The organism is Pseudomonas sp. WHRI 8519 (assembly GCF_040224055.2).
Lineage (GTDB): Bacteria > Pseudomonadota > Gammaproteobacteria > Pseudomonadales > Pseudomonadaceae > Aquipseudomonas > Aquipseudomonas putida_X.
This window is the reverse complement of record NZ_CP167996.1, coordinates 4,016,308-4,032,484: the sequence shown is the minus strand read 5'-3', so window position 1 is coordinate 4,032,484 and position 16,177 is coordinate 4,016,308. Positions and strand designations below refer to the sequence as shown.

Here is a 16,177-nt window from a genome sequence, read left to right as displayed (position 1 = left end):
GGCCTTAGCGAGTGTCAGATTGGCGAGGTTGTATGGCCCGAAAAGTGGATTGAGGTGTATTTTGCGGGTCTCAGGGAGGGGAGCACAATGGTTACGCCCGACATCTAAACATGTCAATACTTTGATGTCGACCATCATCAATGTATGATGTTTGTATTTCACACCACTCCAGGAGCAATGATGAAGGTCACTAAAAAGCAGGCGCAGGCAAACCGCGTGCACATTGTTGAGACGGCATCAGCCCTTTTCAAGGAGCGTGGCTATGACGGAATTGGAATCGCAGAGCTGATGGGCGCTGCTGGGTTTACTCAAGGTGGCTTCTATAAGCATTTCGAGTCTAAGGCTGATCTGATGGCGGAAGCGTCAGCTTGTGGTCTGACTCAATCAGCAAATCTTATGGCTGGCGCTTCATTAGGCGATTTCATCAATGCTTATCTATCGCGTGAGCATCGAGATCACCGAGCGTCAGGTTGCACGCTTGCAGCCCTGTGCGGGGATGCTGCTCGCAAAGAAGTTGAAGTAAAGGCTACATTCGCTGATGGAATAGAGAGCCAGGCTAAGGCATTTTTAGATAGTGCCGCCCAGCAGGGCGAGTCTGAGACAGCACAAATGCGTGCAAAGATTTTAGCTGCTATGGCTCAATCTATTGGGGCAATTGTAATGTCTCGCGCATGCCCAGACGACTCTCCACTGGCAGATGAAATTCTCATGACTTGTCGGGATGCAGTGCTGCAAGGCCTCAGCAAGAACTAGATAATGGAGCTCTAGTTTAATAAATTCTTTTTGAAAAATGCGTTAAGTGTGATGATAAGATTTTTGGTTGCGCTAGGTGAGAACCCCATAGTTGCACCTTTTATAACATCATAATCTTTGTAGGAGAAAGGTACACCGGTTCTAGCATTAACTAGGAGGCCTGGGCTAATTTCTTCTATCTGGCACTTAACGGTTGACTGGGCCTCTGGAAAAAATTGTGGTGGATCAAGCGCATCCCAGTCAAAAACATGATGCGCGTCAGCGTACCGATGTAATGATATATCGGCATTTCTACTTTTGGCGCGATCACAAAAGACCTGTGTTGCACCTGCAGGATTGTAGTCATCCGCGTTGCCATGATGAACGCTTATAGGCTTACAGTCGAGTAAATTATCTTCGAGGTAACGCGTTGTGCAGTTTGGATAGAGTGCAACATACGCACGGAATGTTAGGCTTGCACAAAGATGCATTCGCTGGAAGCGTTTTACTGAAGCATATAGAGCACCTTGCCCACCTCTTGAAAATCCCATAATGGCTATTTTAGCTTTGTCTATGGCAGGCATGTTTGAGCAAAAATCAAGAGCACTATATGCATCCATAGTGCCTACCAAGCGGCCAAGGGCATCTTGGTTATCTCTTACACTGGTTAGTCCTCTCCCGGTGAAGCTATCTACTGCAAATGTCGCAATGCCAATGTTTTGTAGTCGTTTTGCCCATTGATTTATCAGGGGGCCGCGACCACCAGAGCCGTGAAGTAAAATTACTAACGGACTCGGATTTTTGCCAGGGAGGGGCAGAGTCAGTACGCCATCTATGATGACTGGATCTGAGGCTGTGCCCCTTAAGAAATCACTATCGCTCGGCGTATAGCTTTTGAAATACAATTTCACTATTCTGTTACCTGCTCATTGCATTTCTATTTCTGTGTGCGAGAGGCTTATGGTTAGCCTCCCGCACTTGGGCCCATACCACGGGCTTTACCCTTTACGATGCCATTGAGGCTGCTGCTGTATTGCTCTCTAAGCTACTTGCACTATTTAGCCTTGTGAGTTGCTCATGGGAGAGCTTGAAGGATAGTGCACCAAGATTGTCAGCGAGTTGTTGCTCGGATCGAGGGCCGATGATAGGGACTCCTCCATGTGTGCATGCCCACGCAATAGCGACTTGGCCAGCACTTACATCGAGTTCTCTTGCGATATCTAGCACAGTGTCTAGAATCAGTGTTCTCTGTGCCGAGTTCTCTGCTTGGAAAACCTTTCCGCCAAAGCCCTCGGCTCGACCTTTTTCACCTTGCCTATACTTACCTGTCAGCATTCCCCCGCCGAGAGGAGACCAAGTAACTACCCCTAGCCCTAGTGCATTTGACGCTTGAAGGAGGTCAGCTTCTGGCTCCCGTCGAACTAGGCTATGCTCAAACTGCGCCGCTGCAATCGGCAACGAATTCGTCAGTTCAGCTAATGTAACTGCACGCGCCAGTTTCCAAGCCGGGAAGTTAGAGAGGCCTGCATAAAGAATCTTTCCGTCGCGTGCCAAGTCCTCAAAACCCCTTATGATTTCTTCAAGGGGGGTTACGCCGTCCGGATGATGTGCCCAATAAATGTCGATGCGATCCGTTTTAAGGCGTCTTAGACTTGCTTCCACCGAGGTCACCATGGCCCGGCGACTGTTCCCGGTAGCTAAACGATCAGTATTTGGCCCTGTACCATTCGTGAATTTCGTCGCCAGGACAAAGCTATCACGTCTTCCCGTCAGTAAAGTTCCGAGCAGCTCTTCTGATTGACCAAATTGATAAATGTCAGCTGTATCTATGAAGTTTCCGCCAGCTTCGGCGTATGCATTGAGTATAGCTTTGCTAGATTCGGAGTCGGCACCATAGCCCCAACCAGTACCAAAGTTCCCTGTGCCTAAAGCAAGCTCAGATACGCTGAGCCCCGTCTTTCCGAAAGCTTTATAGTTCATATTGATCTCCAGGTGTTCGTGGTAGCGACTTGATGGTTATCTGCTATGAGTTGGTTTGTTTGCTAAGGTTCTAGCATTAAACTACGCCATGTGATTTTGGAAGGATCCTGTAATTTAGGGCGGGCGGAACAACTATCAGTGTGAGGTGTATCCTTTTTGGGTGAGGCCATGTCTCGGCCTGCTGAATCTTCGTCGGCTACAGATGTCGCAATATCTTGGTTTTCAGCTTTAGGTTCGCCAATAGCAGCAATTCCAGTCAGCTCTGATCGCTTCGTAATTGAGTGAGCTGACAAACTGTCCCCGATTTCAGGTTCTGGGTGTTTGGAGCCCCTTGAGACTTTCCTATTCATGTCCAGTCCGAACCTAGTCACCTGGGCCGTGGGGGGTCTCCATTTCGGCAACCTCACCCGGAACGGATTTATGATGTCGATCGAAATCTAAAATGTCAATTCTTAGATTTTGATCGACATCAAAGACCGCTCGCCAAGCGCCAGGGTTGGATTCGAGGGTATCAGGCATGGATGCAGGGGGGGGCGGGGCGTGTAGTAGGTGAGGAAACGCAAGATGTGAGAAAAAAGACGGGGGCGATTAAAAACCCCGCTATCGAGGCGGGGCTTGCTCATCGCTTAACTTTTATCAGGCTTCTGGCCGCGAAACTCCGTCAGAAGTACCCAACGCTGGCTTTGATTTCAAGGTACTCATTCAGGCCGTGTGCGCCGCATTCGCGACCGTTGCCGGACTGCCGGAACCCACCGAATGGCACCAGCGAGTTCCACTCTGGGCTGTTGATATAGACAGATCCTGCACGAATCTGGCGAGCCACCTTGCGGGCGCGCTCCAGGCTTCCTGATTGAACGTAGGCAGCCAGGCCATAGTCGGCAGCGTTGATGGCATCGATGAGGGCCTTCTCGTGATCGTAGGGGAGGATGACCAGCACTGGCCCAAAGATCTCCTCCTGCACAATCCGCATGTCGGGCGTTGCGTCAGCGAAAATGGTGGGCTTGACGTAGAAGCCTTCTTTCAGATCATCAGGGCGACCCTCGCCCCCGATCACTGCGCGGGCACCTTGGGTGATCCCGGACTTGATGAGTTCTTGAATTCGGTTGAACTGATTACGGTTCGCCACAGGCCCAAGATCGGTATCTTGCGAGTCTGGATTACCGACTTGGAGTGCCGCGCCTGCATTGGCTGCGATCGAGACCGCTTCATCGTAGAGAGCAGCAGGTACGTACATCAGGGTAGGGGCATCACAGGACTGGCCGCTGTTGCTGAAGCAGTGCTCGACACCAGCCTTCACCACGGTCGCCAGATCCGCGTCGTCGAGGATGATGTTTGGGGACTTGCCTCCTAACTCCTGGGTCACACGCTTGACGGTGTCAGCCGCCGCTTTGGCAACTTGGATCCCGGCTCGGGTGCTGCCGGTGAAGGACACCATGTGAATCCCAGGGTGAGTGGAGATGGCGTGCCCAACACTCGGGCCATCGCCGTTCACCAGATTGAACACTCCCGGGGGGACGCCGGCCTCGGTGAGAATGTCGGCGAACAAAATGGCGTCCAGCGGGGCAACCTCACTGGGCTTGAGCACAATGGTGCAGCCGGAGGCGATGGCAGGGAGCACCTTGCAGACTACTTGGTTGAGGGGCCAGTTCCAGGGAGCAATCAGCCCTACCACACCAATCGGTTCCTTCGTGATCAGCGTGTTCCCCACGACTTGTTCGAAGTTGAAGTCTTTGAGCACGGCGATCATCGCATCGGCATGAGCAACGCAGGTAGCGGCTTGGGCATCGCGAGCAAAGCTCATGGGAGCCCCCATTTCGATGCTGATCAATCTAGCAATTTCGGGGGTGCGATTGATGAGGCCCTCGCGAATGCGTTCCAGCATTTCCAGGCGCGACCCGACCGAGGTCTGGCTGAACGATTCAAAGGCCTTCTGCGCGGCTATGACTGCTTTATCCACGTCTACGGAGGAACCGTTGGCGATCTGGGCGACCACTTTCTCCGTGGCCGGATTGATCACATCGATCAGCTCATCGCGAGACGGCGCAACCCAGGCCCCATCGATAAAAAACTTATCTGCATTCTTCATAACCGACCTCGAAGCTTGGTGTGAGTTTGGCGGCAGACCTCGCGGTTTCGTCTCTGAAAAGACCACCGATAGGGTTGCCAAAAAAAGATGAGCGAGGGCCAATCCAGATTGTTCAATCTGCCTCGCATAGAGGATGGCCGGCCTGAAGGGCGTTCAGTCTCCATTGAGTCGCTGCCTCGCTTCTGTCTAAACTGACCTTCCGATCTTAAAAACTGACCGATGGGTATTTTCAGTATGCTCGGTTATCCCCATCCAAAGCAAGATGGGGAAAGCTCAACGGCGCTCTCGCCATTTCACCCCTGGCAAACCGTCCACGCTCTGTTGACAAATGAGGGGTTCAATTACCATACTGACTGGACGGTCTAAAAAACTGTACTAAAGGTATGATTCGCGAGCTTCGGGTGTGGATGATTGAGAGTTGGGTGCAGTGGCGTGCCTGTGAGGGCATCTGATAAACGAGGTGGGTGACGTGAGTAAGCACGGGAATCTTGAGGTTGCGATCGTTGGTGCGGGGATCATTGGGGTTTCGGCGGCTTACTTTCTTCAGAAGCTAGGTGCCAGCGTCACGCTGATCGACAAATCTTTTGTCGGTGATTGCGTACCCAATCTGGGCTTGAGCCAGGTAATGACCTATTGCAGGAAAACCCAGCCCAGCCACTTCACCGATAGGGGAGTGGTGTTAGCCCGCACTTTGGCGATCGAGTTGGGTTACGGCGAAAGCCTCGACAACTCCGGCGACGAGCCGGGTGTACCCGACCAGAAATCGGGGGATAGTCCAAGGACGGTGCTGCTATCCGATTTTGCTCGGGATCTTGCCGCGCGATGCCGAGATGCTGGCGTGCGAGTCCTTGAGGCTGATCCTGCTCATTGCCTCCTCGGCATAAATAACCATGTGCGTGGAGTCGATGCGGCCAGTGGCGTGATCACTGCGGATGAAGTGGTGGTGTGTGCCGGTCTGCAAAGCCAGATGCTGCTGACTTCGGCAGGGCTGACTCTGCCTCTCAGCGCAGCGGAAAACCGATTGGGTGCCAGCTCCGCTCGCCAAGGTATCCCTGGGGTGTTCACGGGCATGGTTCCGATGACGCCGAATGGCGTGCCCTATGTCGGTCGGCCCGAGGGCTTCAAAGGACTATACCTGGGCATCGGCCATGGTACGAACCCTGCTGCTGCGATCGCCGTGGGTGAGGACATCGCTGCGGCGCTGTGTGGCGCAGGCGCTGCGCCCCAAGACGTGCTGCTTCGCAGTGACCTTTTCGTGGGTCACCCGATTTCGCAATCACTTTAACAACGCCTTCTTCTTGTTTTGTGGCCTCTTATGAATATGTCGCATCTCTCAGGCAAAAACAGCAAATCCGTCGTAAGGGCGGAGGTTATCCGGGCCACTGCTTTGAAATTGTTTGCCGCAGAAGGGTTTGGCTCGGTGAGCTTGCGAAGGATTGCGGACATGAGTGGCATCCAGGTTGGATCGCTCTACAACCACATAGATGGCAAGCAGCAGTTGCTGTTTGAGTTGATCTATGAGGCCGAGCAGAACCTGTTCGCAGCGTTGAAGCAGGCAGTGGATGGAGCCCTCACACCTGTCTCGCAAGTCGGGGCATACGTTGAGCAGTATTTTCTCCATGCCTCTCTGAACAAGGAGCTGCATCTGCTCGCCGTTCGCGAGAAGCGGTGTCTGGATGATGGAGATGCAACCCGGCTCAAAACCCTGCTGCTCAGTCATGAGCAGCTGATTTACCAGGTGTTGGAGCGAGGGGTGAAGGCTCGAGTGTTCACAATTCCAAGCTATGAGTTCGCGATCAAGGCGATCTGGAGCTTACTTGATGGGATGTTGGGGGGTGTATCTACGAACCCCGCCGATGTATCAAAGTGCGCTGACCAACTGAAGGATTGTGTTACCCGGCTTCTCGGAGCTGGCGCCGCTCGGTAGTGCCCTGTAACCGTGAGCTTCATTGAGCCGGTGCAGGGCTGATCGAGTGCAATTGATAAATGAAAACTGAATCTACACGAGGTGAGCCATGTTTGATCTGAAGGGTAAAGTTGCTGTTGTAACCGGTGGTGAGACGGGGATCGGTCTGGCCATTTCTCGCAATCTGGCGGTGGCCGGTGTCAAGACCGTCATCGGCGGTATTCAGCCTGAGGCTGGTGCGAAGGCAGTAGCTGAAATCCAAGAACTGGGTGGCGAGGTTCTGTTCGTCCGCACGGATGTCCGCTCCAAGGAGCAAGTCGAAGCTCTGGTTCAGACTGCTGTCGACAAGTATGGGCAGTTGGACATCATCGTGAACAACGCGGGCGTCTTTGATGGCTTTGCTGACGTCATGGAGACCACAGAAGAACTGTTTGATCAGATCACCGGTATCAACCTCAAGGGTACCTTCTTCGGCTGCCAAGCTGCCCTCAAACACATGATTCCACGTGGCGTTGGTCGGGTGATCAACACCTCTTCGATTGGCGGGTTGGTCGGTCGTGCTGATGGCGCTTCTTACACCGCCTCGAAATTTGCCGTTATCGGCTTGACCCGCCAGATGGCAACCACTCACTCCGGTTCGGGTATCACCTTCAACACCGTTTGCCCTGGCCTGATTGCCACTGACATCCGTGGTAACTCCGCCTCGATCCTGCCTAACGCTGCTCACCTGATGAACCGTGGGGTAGGCGCGGCTGATCCAGACGCCTACAAAAAGTCCATCCCAGCACGCCGCAAAGGTACGTCTGACGAGGTTGCTGCTGCGGTGCTGTTCCTGGCATCGGATGAAGCCAGCTACATCACTGGTCACTCCATGGTGGTGGATGGTGGGTTTGTTGCTTGATCTTTTCGCCTGCGAATCAACTCCAGATTCGTAGGCTACATACTGCGTTTTAGCTGGCCCCAGTGGGCCAGTTTTTTTTGCTCGACGCTTGGAGGATGTGTCCGTGGAAACTCTTTCGCAAGGGTGGAGGATGGTGGCATGCGTATGCATCGCTCTCCTCGCAATGCCTCTTTGTTTTTCTGCGGGGATTCTCGCTGTGCCGGTTATTCGCTCGGATCTCGGTGGTGGAGCGATGGAGCTGGCCTGGATAACGAATGGCTACATCCTGATGGTGAGTTGCACGATGCTCGCTGCTGGAACGTTCGCAGACGGTGTCGGGCGCAAGAAGACCTTCCTGGTTGGCCTTGTCGGCTTTACTGTCATATCCGCATTGCTCGCATGCGCTCAGAGTGCCATGGCCCTTTCGGTTCTGCGCACGATTCAGGGCCCATTTGGTGCGGCTTTGCTAGCTGCAGGATCTGCGATGCTTGCCAGCTCCTTCCGGGCGGAGGCCAAGAAGCAAGCCTTGAGCTGGATCGGAACGAGTTTTGGTGTAGGGCTCGCATTGGGGCCTCCTGTCTCTGGTCTCCTGATTGATGCGTTTGGCTGGAGATCTATTTTCTTTTTATCGGCCCTGCTCGGTCTGATCGCGCTGGTCATCGGTCGGGGAGCCCTGAAGGAGTCCAAAGATCCCGAATCCAAGCGGATTGATTGGGGCGGAATCATCACGATCTGCGCTTCACTGATACTGATGACCTGGGCCGTCCTGCAAGCACCAGCGACAGGCTGGACGAGCATCTCCACCTTAGGCTTCTTGACGGGGGCGGTGGTCTGTCTGGTCATCTTCGTAAGAGGTCAGCGACGTCAGGTTCGCCCCGTGCTGGATCTCTCGCTGTTCAGGTATCCGGCCTTTCTTGCGGTACAGGCCTTGCCGCTGGCCACCACCTGCTGTTATGTGGTGCTGCTGCTCATATTGCCGATCCGACTGGTGGCTATCGAGGAGGTATCGCCGGCAGGGACAGGGCTGATCATGTTCAGCTTGAGCCTCCCGTTGATGATTTTTCCGACCATCGCTGTTCGACTGGCACGGCATTTTTCCCCGGCGGCGATTTCCGGCTTTGGGCTCATGATCGCGAGCATCGGACTGGTGCTCCTTTCTTTGCGCCAAAGTGGAGATATGTCCGGGCTGATCATCTCCCTGCTCATCATTGGCATTGGCACTGGTCTTCCCTGGGGGCTGATGGATGCCTTGTCCGTATCAGTCGTTCCCTCCAGTCGGGCGGGTATGGCCTCGGGAGTGTTCAACACCATCCGGTTGGCGAGCGAGTCCGTGGGGCTGGCTTTGGCAGGTTCGATACTGGCGCTGTTGATCGGTTTCCAGCTGCCTTCACTGGGAACTGCTGCCTTCGAATTGGCACAGGGAAACATTGGCGAGGTAGCCACAACTGGGCAGCTCTCTCACTCGCTGGTCTACGGCGCGTACGTATCCGCCTTCGAGACACTGATGCAAGGTCTCGCGGCCATAACCGCTGTGTTTGCAGTGTTGGTTATGGTCTTCTTGGGACGCCCGCATGCCGAGGTGAGCTGCAGAACTATGTAGCATGTTCGGTGCGCAGCACGCGGGTCTCTCAGATCGGCAGTGGCTGCGTCCTCGGTGAACTGTAAAACCAGAGGGGACTAAGTTGCCCCCAGCTCTTCTCGTTCGAGTTCAAGGGTCAGCCAATTCATTTCAAGCCCGGTGATTTGAGACTCTAAGTCGTGAATCACCAGTGCGATCGATTGGATCTCAGCAACATCAGCGGCACTGTTGATGAGCTTGAGCTCAAGTGCCGACTTCTCCCATCGAAGCTTTGTCATGTTGGACTCAACGGTTTCCAGCGCCTTTTGGAGTCGCGCTAGTCGCTTCGCTTGCTGGCTGTTGCTCGCATGTCTCTGTGCGGCTTTCGGCTCCTTCCGGACTTTTTGCGTGTTCAATTGCTGCTGTTTGACTTCACTCAGCAGGTACCGATGGTAGTCACTGAGGTCGCCCTGGAACGGCTCAACGCCACCGTCGCGCACCAGCCAGAATTCATCACAAACGGAATTCAACAACGCTCGATCATGGCTGACCAGCATGACGGTGCCGTCGAACTGGTTCAGTGCGATCGACAGCGCCTCACGAGTCGCGAGATCCAGGTGGTTCGTGGGCTCATCCAGAAGGAGGAGGTTAGGGCGTTGCCATACGATCATGCACAACACCAGGCGCGCCTTCTCACCCCCACTCAATGTCCCGACTTTCTGGCTCACCATATCGCCACTGATATTGAAGGTACCCAGGAAGTTGCGCAGCTCCTGCTCCCGGACAACCTGGCCAGATTGTGCTGCCAGCGTATTGGCAAGATCGAGCATGTGAGTCAGCGGTGTCTCTTCTTCACGCAAGACGTCCAGTTCTTGTTGGGCAAAGTACCCGATCGCCAGACCTTTGCCTTCGGTGATGCATCCTGAGAGTGGCTTGAGCGCCCTGGCGATGGTTTTGATGAACGTGGACTTCCCCCGGCCATTCGCTCCCAGAATTCCGATGCGCTGGCCAGCCAAGACGGATTTGCGCACATCGGTGAGAATCACCTTGGGTTCTTCACAGTCCTGGATGCGGTAGCCAAAATCCACGTCGTCGATGGCCAGCATCGGATTTGGCAGGTTTGCAGGCTCCTTGAATACGAATGTGAACTCGGCATCGGCGACCACGGCACTGATCTTTTCGATGCGCTCCAAGGCCTTGATGCGGCTTTGCGCCTGGCGAGCTTTTGTGGCCTTGTACCGGAAGCGATCAATGTACTTCTGTAGGTGCGCCATCTTTTCCTGCTGCTTTTCGTGAGCGGCTTGCTGTTGCTCAAGCTTTTCGGCTCGTAGGCTTTCGAATGCGCTGTAGTTTCCGTTGTACCGATTGAGCCCGGCATGCTCAAGGTGCACTGTCACGTTGGTCACTGCGTCGAGGAATTCACGATCGTGGCTGATCACCAGCATGGTGCCTTCGAACCGGTCCAGCCACGCTTCGAGCCAGACAAGTGCATCGAGATCGAGGTGGTTGGTGGGTTCATCGAGCAGCAGAAGGTCACATGGACACATCAGCGCGCGAGCTAGCTGAAGTCTCATTCGCCAGCCACCCGAGAAGCTGTTCACGGGGTTGTCCTGCTCGCCGGGCTTGAATCCAAGTCCCTGAATAAGCGTCTGGGCACGAGCGGCGGCATCATGATCGCCAGCGTCCGCGAGATCGGAATAGGCCTGGGCCATTGCCATCCCATCGTCCTGCTCGATCGCCAACTGCAAAGCGGTGCGGGCGTGCATGAGAATGGTGTCACCTTGGAGAACGAATTCCAGGGCGGTGTCCGTGGTTTCCGGCATGTCCTGGGAAACCTGAGAAATCTTCCATTTTACGGGCATCTCGAAGTCGCCCTGATCCTCCCGAATCTGACCGGTGAGAAGCGAAAATAGGGTCGACTTGCCTGCACCGTTTCGCCCAACCAGTGAAGCTTTTTCTCCGGTGTTAATCCACACATTGGCCTGTTGAAGCAGCACTTTCGTGCCCAGGCGGAGTTCGATGTTTTTGAGGGAAATCATGGCTCGCTGCTGGGCTCCGATGACATTGAGTGCGTTTGAACGACGGGCGCGTCAAGCGTTAACGAGGATAAGGTGGTAGGGGCCTGGAACGCTGCGAGACGGCCCTCTGTGGTAACTGCTTGACACTTCCGCTCATAAAAAAGCCACGCTCGCGCGTGGCTCAGAGGTTTCGAGGATCAATCAGTTGCTTTGTCGACCGATGCGTCGATAGACATGGGGCTTGGTCACGCGGAGCTTCAGAGCCCAAACGATCCCGAATGCAACGACAACTACGATCGCACCGAGCAAGGCGTCGGTAAGGTTCTCGTTACCCGTCAATGAGGACAGATTGACTGTAGCCACGCCAGTGGTCACAAAGAGGCAGGCTGCACTCAGGGTCGGGGCCCCTACGGTTTTCCAGATGCTATCGCCGGCACTCTTGCGTCGGCGGAAATACAGCATCACCGCGATGGATGTGGTCGATAGCAAGATAAGCAGGGTATAGCTCGCTGCCCCCAAGAGTTGGGAATAACCCTGGGTGGCATCTAGCTCCGAGGCCAGTAGGAAACACACCACGCCAATGGAGACGATGCTGATCAGGATGGAAGATAGGTAGGGCGATTCATGGCGGGGATGGATGGAGCTCAGTGCCTGGGGTAACACGCCGTCCACACTCAGCGAGTAGACATACCGGGCCAGGATGTTATGGCAGGACAGAAGGCAGGCGAAAATGCTCGTGCAGACGAGGACTTCAACCAGGTCGTGGCCAACTTTCCCGAAATTGATCGCAAAGGCTGCCATGCCCGTGGCAATAGGATCGGCAGATGCCTGGGCCACGACCGTTGACGGCCCAAGCGCCCAGATCACGCACACAGCAGTAGCCGAGTAGAACACGGTCAGCAACACAATCGAGGTGTATGTTGCTCTCGGAATGGTGCGCTCTGGGTTCTTCGTCTCCTCGCGAAAAATCGCAGTAGCTTCAAAGCCTGCAAAACAAATGACCGCGAAGAGCAGGGCGGTACCGGGGGAGCCTGCCATGAAGCTATCAAGCGTCATCCAGTCAAGGCTGTTTCCCTCAGGGCCACCTTTAACGGCGACGAGGCAATCCCAGACGACCACGATGCCTGCTTCGAGGATCAGAGCTGTCGATAGCACCTTCGCAGAGAGATCTATCCGGAAATAACCTAGCAACGCGACCAGGCACGCCAGCACCAGCGACCACTGCCACCAAGGCAGTGCACCAATTCCGAAATGATTCGGCAGCAGGGGCACGAAAAGAAGCCCTGCGTAGACGTAGGTTGAGATCAGAGCCAGGCCATAACAAAGAATCGCAAGGAGGGCGAAGCCCAGACCCGCAGGTCGTCCCAAGCCAGCGGTGATGTAGGCGTAATACGCGCCGGCATTTGGCAGGCGTTTGGACATCTGGGAGAAGCCGATCGCGAATAGCAGAAGCATGCAGCCGACGGCCAGATAAGCCAGCGGAGTGCCAAGGCCATTGCCCGTGCCAATAATGAGTGGGATGTAGCCGATCACTACGGACAATGGGGCTGTGTAGGCGAGTACGCTGCAGACGATATCAAAAAGCTTGAGATCGCCTGAGAGCTTGCCTTCATGACGCGAATGTGTCGTATCGGATGCAACTTGAGTGTTCACTGCAGACATTTAAGTGGCTTTCCTGATGGGGGCGCGGTGGCAGATGAACATGGGAAAGTCAGCGTGCACGGCATCGCTGTATAAATGGCAGTGTTATTGGGACTGTTCATGGCTATTTTATTTTTGTAGATAAGTTTTAGTATTCGAAGCTCTACTTCTGGCTGCTTTGCCACTGAGGCGACACGAAGTAGTTTTGCCGCTCTTCCGCAAGGCTTTTGCCTTTGATCAAATCTGCGGCTCTCTCACCAATCATGATCGTTGGGGCATTGGTATTGGAGGCAATGACCTCAGGCATTACCGAAGCGTCGGCCACCCGCAGGTTGGCAACCCCGCGTACCCGAAGATCTGGTGTAACCACCGCCATCGGGTCGTCTTTGGTACCCATGCGACAGGTGCATGAGGGGTGGTATGCCGTTGCAACGACCTTGCGGATCCAGCGGTCGAGTTGCTCATCGGTCTGGCAATCGATGCCCGGTTCAAGCTCTTCGCCACGCAACTCGTCAAACGCCTCTTGGGAAACGAGTTCACGGGTGAGCTTAAGCGCTTCCCGGAGCGAAACGAGATCGCTCTCTTCCTGGAGGTAATTGAACTTGATATCTGGCTTCACGCTCGGATCTGCGCAGGTGATCTTCAGATACCCACGGCTGTCTGCTCGCATCAGTGTCATGTGGATCTGGAAGCTGAAGCCTTGGTAGGGCGTAAAGGTGTCGTTCTGGAACGCCAGCGGCAGCATCTCAAGCTTGAAGTTGGGGTACTTCAGGCCTGGTCGGGAGCGGAGATAGGCAGCAGCCTCGAACTGGTTGCTCGAAGCAGCTCCCGATCGATTCAGGAACCAGGAAATACCCGTGAGGTGTTTCTTTGGGAACTTGAGGATCGTGCCCAGGCCTGCCGGCGTCTTGCACTGCCATTTGATCACCAGATCAGGGTGATCTTGCAGGTTTGCCCCCACCCCCGGCAGTTCATGGACAACAGGTACATTTGCTTTCTCAAGCACATCGCGCGGGCCAATGCCGGACAGTTGGAGGAGTTGTGGAGAGTTGAAGGCCCCCCCGCTGATGATCACCTCACGGCTGGCGAGTACCTGGAGTCGATTGCCTTCGTGACGGTAAATGACACCCTTGGCAGTCTTGTCGGTGATGATGATCTTTTCCGCCAGGGCACCGGTGATGACGTGAAGGTTGTTGCGCTTCATCACCGTGCTGGAGAGGTAGGCGCGCGCCGTGCTCCAACGCTCACCCTTATAAATAGTGCATTCGTTGGGGCCGAAGCCTTCCTGCTGGAAAGCGTTGGAATCCTTGGTGACTGGATAGCCGGCTTGTGCGCCCGCAAGCATGAACGCTTTATTGATGGGGTTAGCCATCACGTCAGGGCAGTTCACAAACAGTGGGCCTTCTGTGCCCCGATAATCGTTTTTGTTGCCCAGGCTGGTCTCAGCTTTTTTGAAATAGGGAAGTACGCCAGCGTAGCCCCAGCCCTTGCAGCCGTACTTCTGCTCCCAGTTCTCATAGTCCAGCGCGTGACCACGCGTGTACACCATGCCGTTGATCGAGGAGGAGCCTCCGAGAACACGGCCACGAGGATGGGCAATCTGCCGGTCGTTGATAGAAGCGTCACGCTCTGACTCGTAGGCCCAGTTGTATTTATCGTCAACAAGCAAACGCTCGACTGCCAGTGGCATATCGATCGTCCAACTCTTGTTGGTCGGCCCCGCCTCAATGAGGAGGACGCTGACACTGGGCTCTTCTGAGAGGCGCGAGGCGATTACACAACCTGCCGACCCACCGCCGACTACGACGTAGTCATACTGCTGAAGGGCCTTCGATACAATTCCCATCTCTTACTCCAAGAACGTCGATTCGGTACGTGCACGGATGCGAGGATTCGCACTGGTGCGAGGCCTTATTGAGTGCCTTCCGTGATGGCTCACCCTACTGGTGTGAACATTTGAAAGCGGAGCCGATTAGTGGCTACCGCTTCCACAGGGATGTCCCTTCGAAGCAGTGCTAATCAGTCTTCGAGCAGGTTGGTCAAGTGCTCCATGACCTCAACGTACTCGCCCAGCATCTCCGCGAAGATCTGGCGAACAGTCGTCTCCTGGTTCATGTCGCCAACGATCTGGCCGACGGCATACGTCCAGTAGTCGAAGCGACGCACGCGTTCAGCGCGGCGCAGCGGTACGCCACCCAGAATCGATTGCAGAGGGAAGGTCAGAGGTTTCAGGGTCTCTGCCTTGTCCCAGGCTTCGGTGTAGTTGCTGCGCAGGATCCGGCAGTTCTTACCGGTCAACGCCTTGCTCACTACCGCGTCTTCGGACTTCGATTCGAACATCCGCTCTTTCATGTTCGGGGTCAGATCGCTTTCGCGAGTACCCAGCCAGATCGAACCACACCAGGCACCTGCAGCACCCAGTGCCATTGCTGCTGCGAACTGACGACCACGACCGATGCCGCCAGCTGCCAGTACTGGGATTGGGGCCATCGCATCGACTAGCTGAGGCCACAGCACCATCGAACCCACTCGACCTACGTGGCCACCGGCTTCGGCACCCTGGGCAATCAGTACGTCGACGCCTGCGTCCTTCTGTTTGATCGCGTGGTCAATGTTGCCCACCAGGGCACCGACCTTCAGGCCATGTTCGTGAACAATATCCACGACGTGCTTCGGAGCCGCACCCATGGCGCTGACAATGAACTTCACGCCTGGATGGCGCAGCGCGATCTGCAGCGAGCGCTCAGAATCGCTTGGTGTCATCTTCATCTTGTCGGCGTGCTCTTGAGCAAACGCCTTCGCGTCATCGTCAGGCAGCTCGGGAATGCCTGCTTCCTTCATCATGCTGTCGACGAATTGGCGATGACCTTCTGGGAGAATTTTGGCTGGATCGCGATCATCGGTCAGTGGGGCGAAGGTGCCAGGGAACACGATGTCTACGCCATAGGGTTTGCCATCGATGCGTTCGTCGATCCACTTCAACGACACCTCCAGCTCTTCTGGAGTCATCCATGCAGCACCCAGGATCCCCATGCCACCGGCCTTGGAGGCTTCGAGCACGACATCGCGGCAGTGGGAGAAAGCGAAGAGCGGGATGTCGATCCCAAACATTTCAGTGACTGCAGTACGCATAAGGAAACGACCTCTGGTATTGCCGCCTGACGCGGCGCTTCTTTATTCAAAAAGGGCAGGCCGAAGGGGTCGGCTGGCTCCTTGGAAAATATCTTAGACCCGTGAGTCTTTTTTGTATACTGCAAAGTCAAAAGGTTGTACATTCGATCTCAAGCCACCTTCGCCAGCCCTCCAGAAAAGGGCCCATGAGTAAGCAAGAGCCCGCTATCTAGGGGCTTTGCCATGCGGGGAATAGACGAGGGCA

At 54.9% G+C, this 16,177-nt stretch carries 12 protein-coding genes; 5 read left to right on the top strand and 7 right to left on the bottom strand.

The annotated features are described in order from the left end of the window. Positions 1–180 precede the first annotated feature (180 nt). On the top strand, positions 181–753 hold the full coding sequence (locus ABRP30_RS18485; RefSeq protein ID WP_349975130.1) for a TetR family transcriptional regulator: 573 nt from the start codon (positions 181–183) through the stop codon (positions 751–753). An 11-nt stretch (positions 754–764) separates the two neighbouring features. Here the strand turns inward: ABRP30_RS18485 and ABRP30_RS18480 are convergent, their stop codons facing one another. From ABRP30_RS18480 to ABRP30_RS18470, 3 genes are all read right to left on the bottom strand, one after another. Continuing rightward, positions 765–1,643, bottom strand: a complete 879-nt coding sequence (locus ABRP30_RS18480; RefSeq protein WP_349975129.1) for a dienelactone hydrolase family protein — start codon at positions 1,641–1,643, stop codon at positions 765–767. A gap of 94 nt (positions 1,644–1,737) precedes the next feature. After that, complete coding sequence (locus ABRP30_RS18475) at positions 1,738–2,712, bottom strand: aldo/keto reductase (RefSeq protein ID WP_349975128.1); 975 nt, start codon at positions 2,710–2,712, stop codon at positions 1,738–1,740. A 661-nt stretch (positions 2,713–3,373) separates the two neighbouring features. Beyond that, entirely contained in the window at positions 3,374–4,798 is a 1,425-nt protein-coding gene (locus ABRP30_RS18470) for an aldehyde dehydrogenase family protein (protein WP_349975127.1), read from the bottom strand. A 469-nt stretch (positions 4,799–5,267) separates the two neighbouring features. On the opposite strand from ABRP30_RS18470, the gene ABRP30_RS18465 reads away from it, so the two are divergent. The 4 genes from ABRP30_RS18465 to ABRP30_RS18450 all read left to right on the top strand — a co-directional run bounded on the left by ABRP30_RS18465 (position 5,268) and on the right by ABRP30_RS18450 (position 9,184). Further along, entirely contained in the window at positions 5,268–6,083 is an 816-nt protein-coding gene (locus tag ABRP30_RS18465) for an FAD-binding oxidoreductase (protein WP_349975126.1), read from the top strand. Between the two features lie 30 nt (positions 6,084–6,113). Further along, positions 6,114–6,725: a TetR/AcrR family transcriptional regulator gene (locus ABRP30_RS18460; protein ID WP_349975125.1), complete on the top strand. Its 612-nt coding sequence runs from the start codon at positions 6,114–6,116 to the stop codon at positions 6,723–6,725. Between the two features lie 88 nt (positions 6,726–6,813). After that, entirely contained in the window at positions 6,814–7,605 is a 792-nt protein-coding gene (locus tag ABRP30_RS18455) for an SDR family NAD(P)-dependent oxidoreductase (protein WP_349975124.1), read from the top strand. Positions 7,606–7,708: 103 nt separating this feature from the next. After that, positions 7,709–9,184: an MFS transporter gene (locus ABRP30_RS18450; protein WP_349975123.1), complete on the top strand. Its 1,476-nt coding sequence runs from the start codon at positions 7,709–7,711 to the stop codon at positions 9,182–9,184. Positions 9,185–9,261: 77 nt separating this feature from the next. Here ABRP30_RS18450 and ABRP30_RS18445 read toward each other — a convergent pair whose 3' ends face one another. From ABRP30_RS18445 to ABRP30_RS18430, 4 genes are all read right to left on the bottom strand, one after another. Further along, on the bottom strand, positions 9,262–11,181 hold the full coding sequence (locus ABRP30_RS18445; protein WP_349975122.1) for an ATP-binding cassette domain-containing protein: 1,920 nt from the start codon (positions 11,179–11,181) through the stop codon (positions 9,262–9,264). 180 nt (positions 11,182–11,361) lie between these two features. Continuing rightward, a complete protein-coding gene (locus ABRP30_RS18440) occupies positions 11,362–12,822 on the bottom strand; it encodes an APC family permease (RefSeq protein ID WP_349975121.1) in 1,461 nt (486 codons plus the stop codon). A gap of 142 nt (positions 12,823–12,964) precedes the next feature. Further along, the gene (locus ABRP30_RS18435; protein WP_349975120.1) at positions 12,965–14,647 is read right to left on the bottom strand and encodes a choline dehydrogenase; all 1,683 of its coding nucleotides are present in this window, start codon (positions 14,645–14,647) and stop codon (positions 12,965–12,967) included. Positions 14,648–14,820: 173 nt separating this feature from the next. Further along, entirely contained in the window at positions 14,821–15,933 is a 1,113-nt protein-coding gene (locus tag ABRP30_RS18430) for a nitronate monooxygenase (protein ID WP_349975119.1), read from the bottom strand. Between the last annotated feature and the right edge of the window lie 244 nt (positions 15,934–16,177).

What these genes read in the sequence shown, in the direction of transcription:
- ABRP30_RS18485 (WP_349975130.1), top strand. Translation starts at nt 181, where the DNA reads ATGAAGGTCACTAAAAAGCAGGCGCAGGCAAACCGCGTGCACATTGTT.
- ABRP30_RS18475 (WP_349975128.1), bottom strand. Translation starts at nt 2,712, where the DNA reads ATGAACTATAAAGCTTTCGGAAAGACGGGGCTCAGCGTATCTGAGCTT.
- ABRP30_RS18470 (WP_349975127.1), bottom strand. Translation starts at nt 4,798, where the DNA reads ATGAAGAATGCAGATAAGTTTTTTATCGATGGGGCCTGGGTTGCGCCG.
- ABRP30_RS18460 (WP_349975125.1), top strand. Translation starts at nt 6,114, where the DNA reads ATGAATATGTCGCATCTCTCAGGCAAAAACAGCAAATCCGTCGTAAGG.
- ABRP30_RS18455 (WP_349975124.1), top strand. Translation starts at nt 6,814, where the DNA reads ATGTTTGATCTGAAGGGTAAAGTTGCTGTTGTAACCGGTGGTGAGACG.
- ABRP30_RS18445 (WP_349975122.1), bottom strand. Translation starts at nt 11,181, where the DNA reads ATGATTTCCCTCAAAAACATCGAACTCCGCCTGGGCACGAAAGTGCTG.
- ABRP30_RS18440 (WP_349975121.1), bottom strand. Translation starts at nt 12,822, where the DNA reads ATGTCTGCAGTGAACACTCAAGTTGCATCCGATACGACACATTCGCGT.
- ABRP30_RS18435 (WP_349975120.1), bottom strand. Translation starts at nt 14,647, where the DNA reads ATGGGAATTGTATCGAAGGCCCTTCAGCAGTATGACTACGTCGTAGTC.
- ABRP30_RS18430 (WP_349975119.1), bottom strand. Translation starts at nt 15,933, where the DNA reads ATGCGTACTGCAGTCACTGAAATGTTTGGGATCGACATCCCGCTCTTC.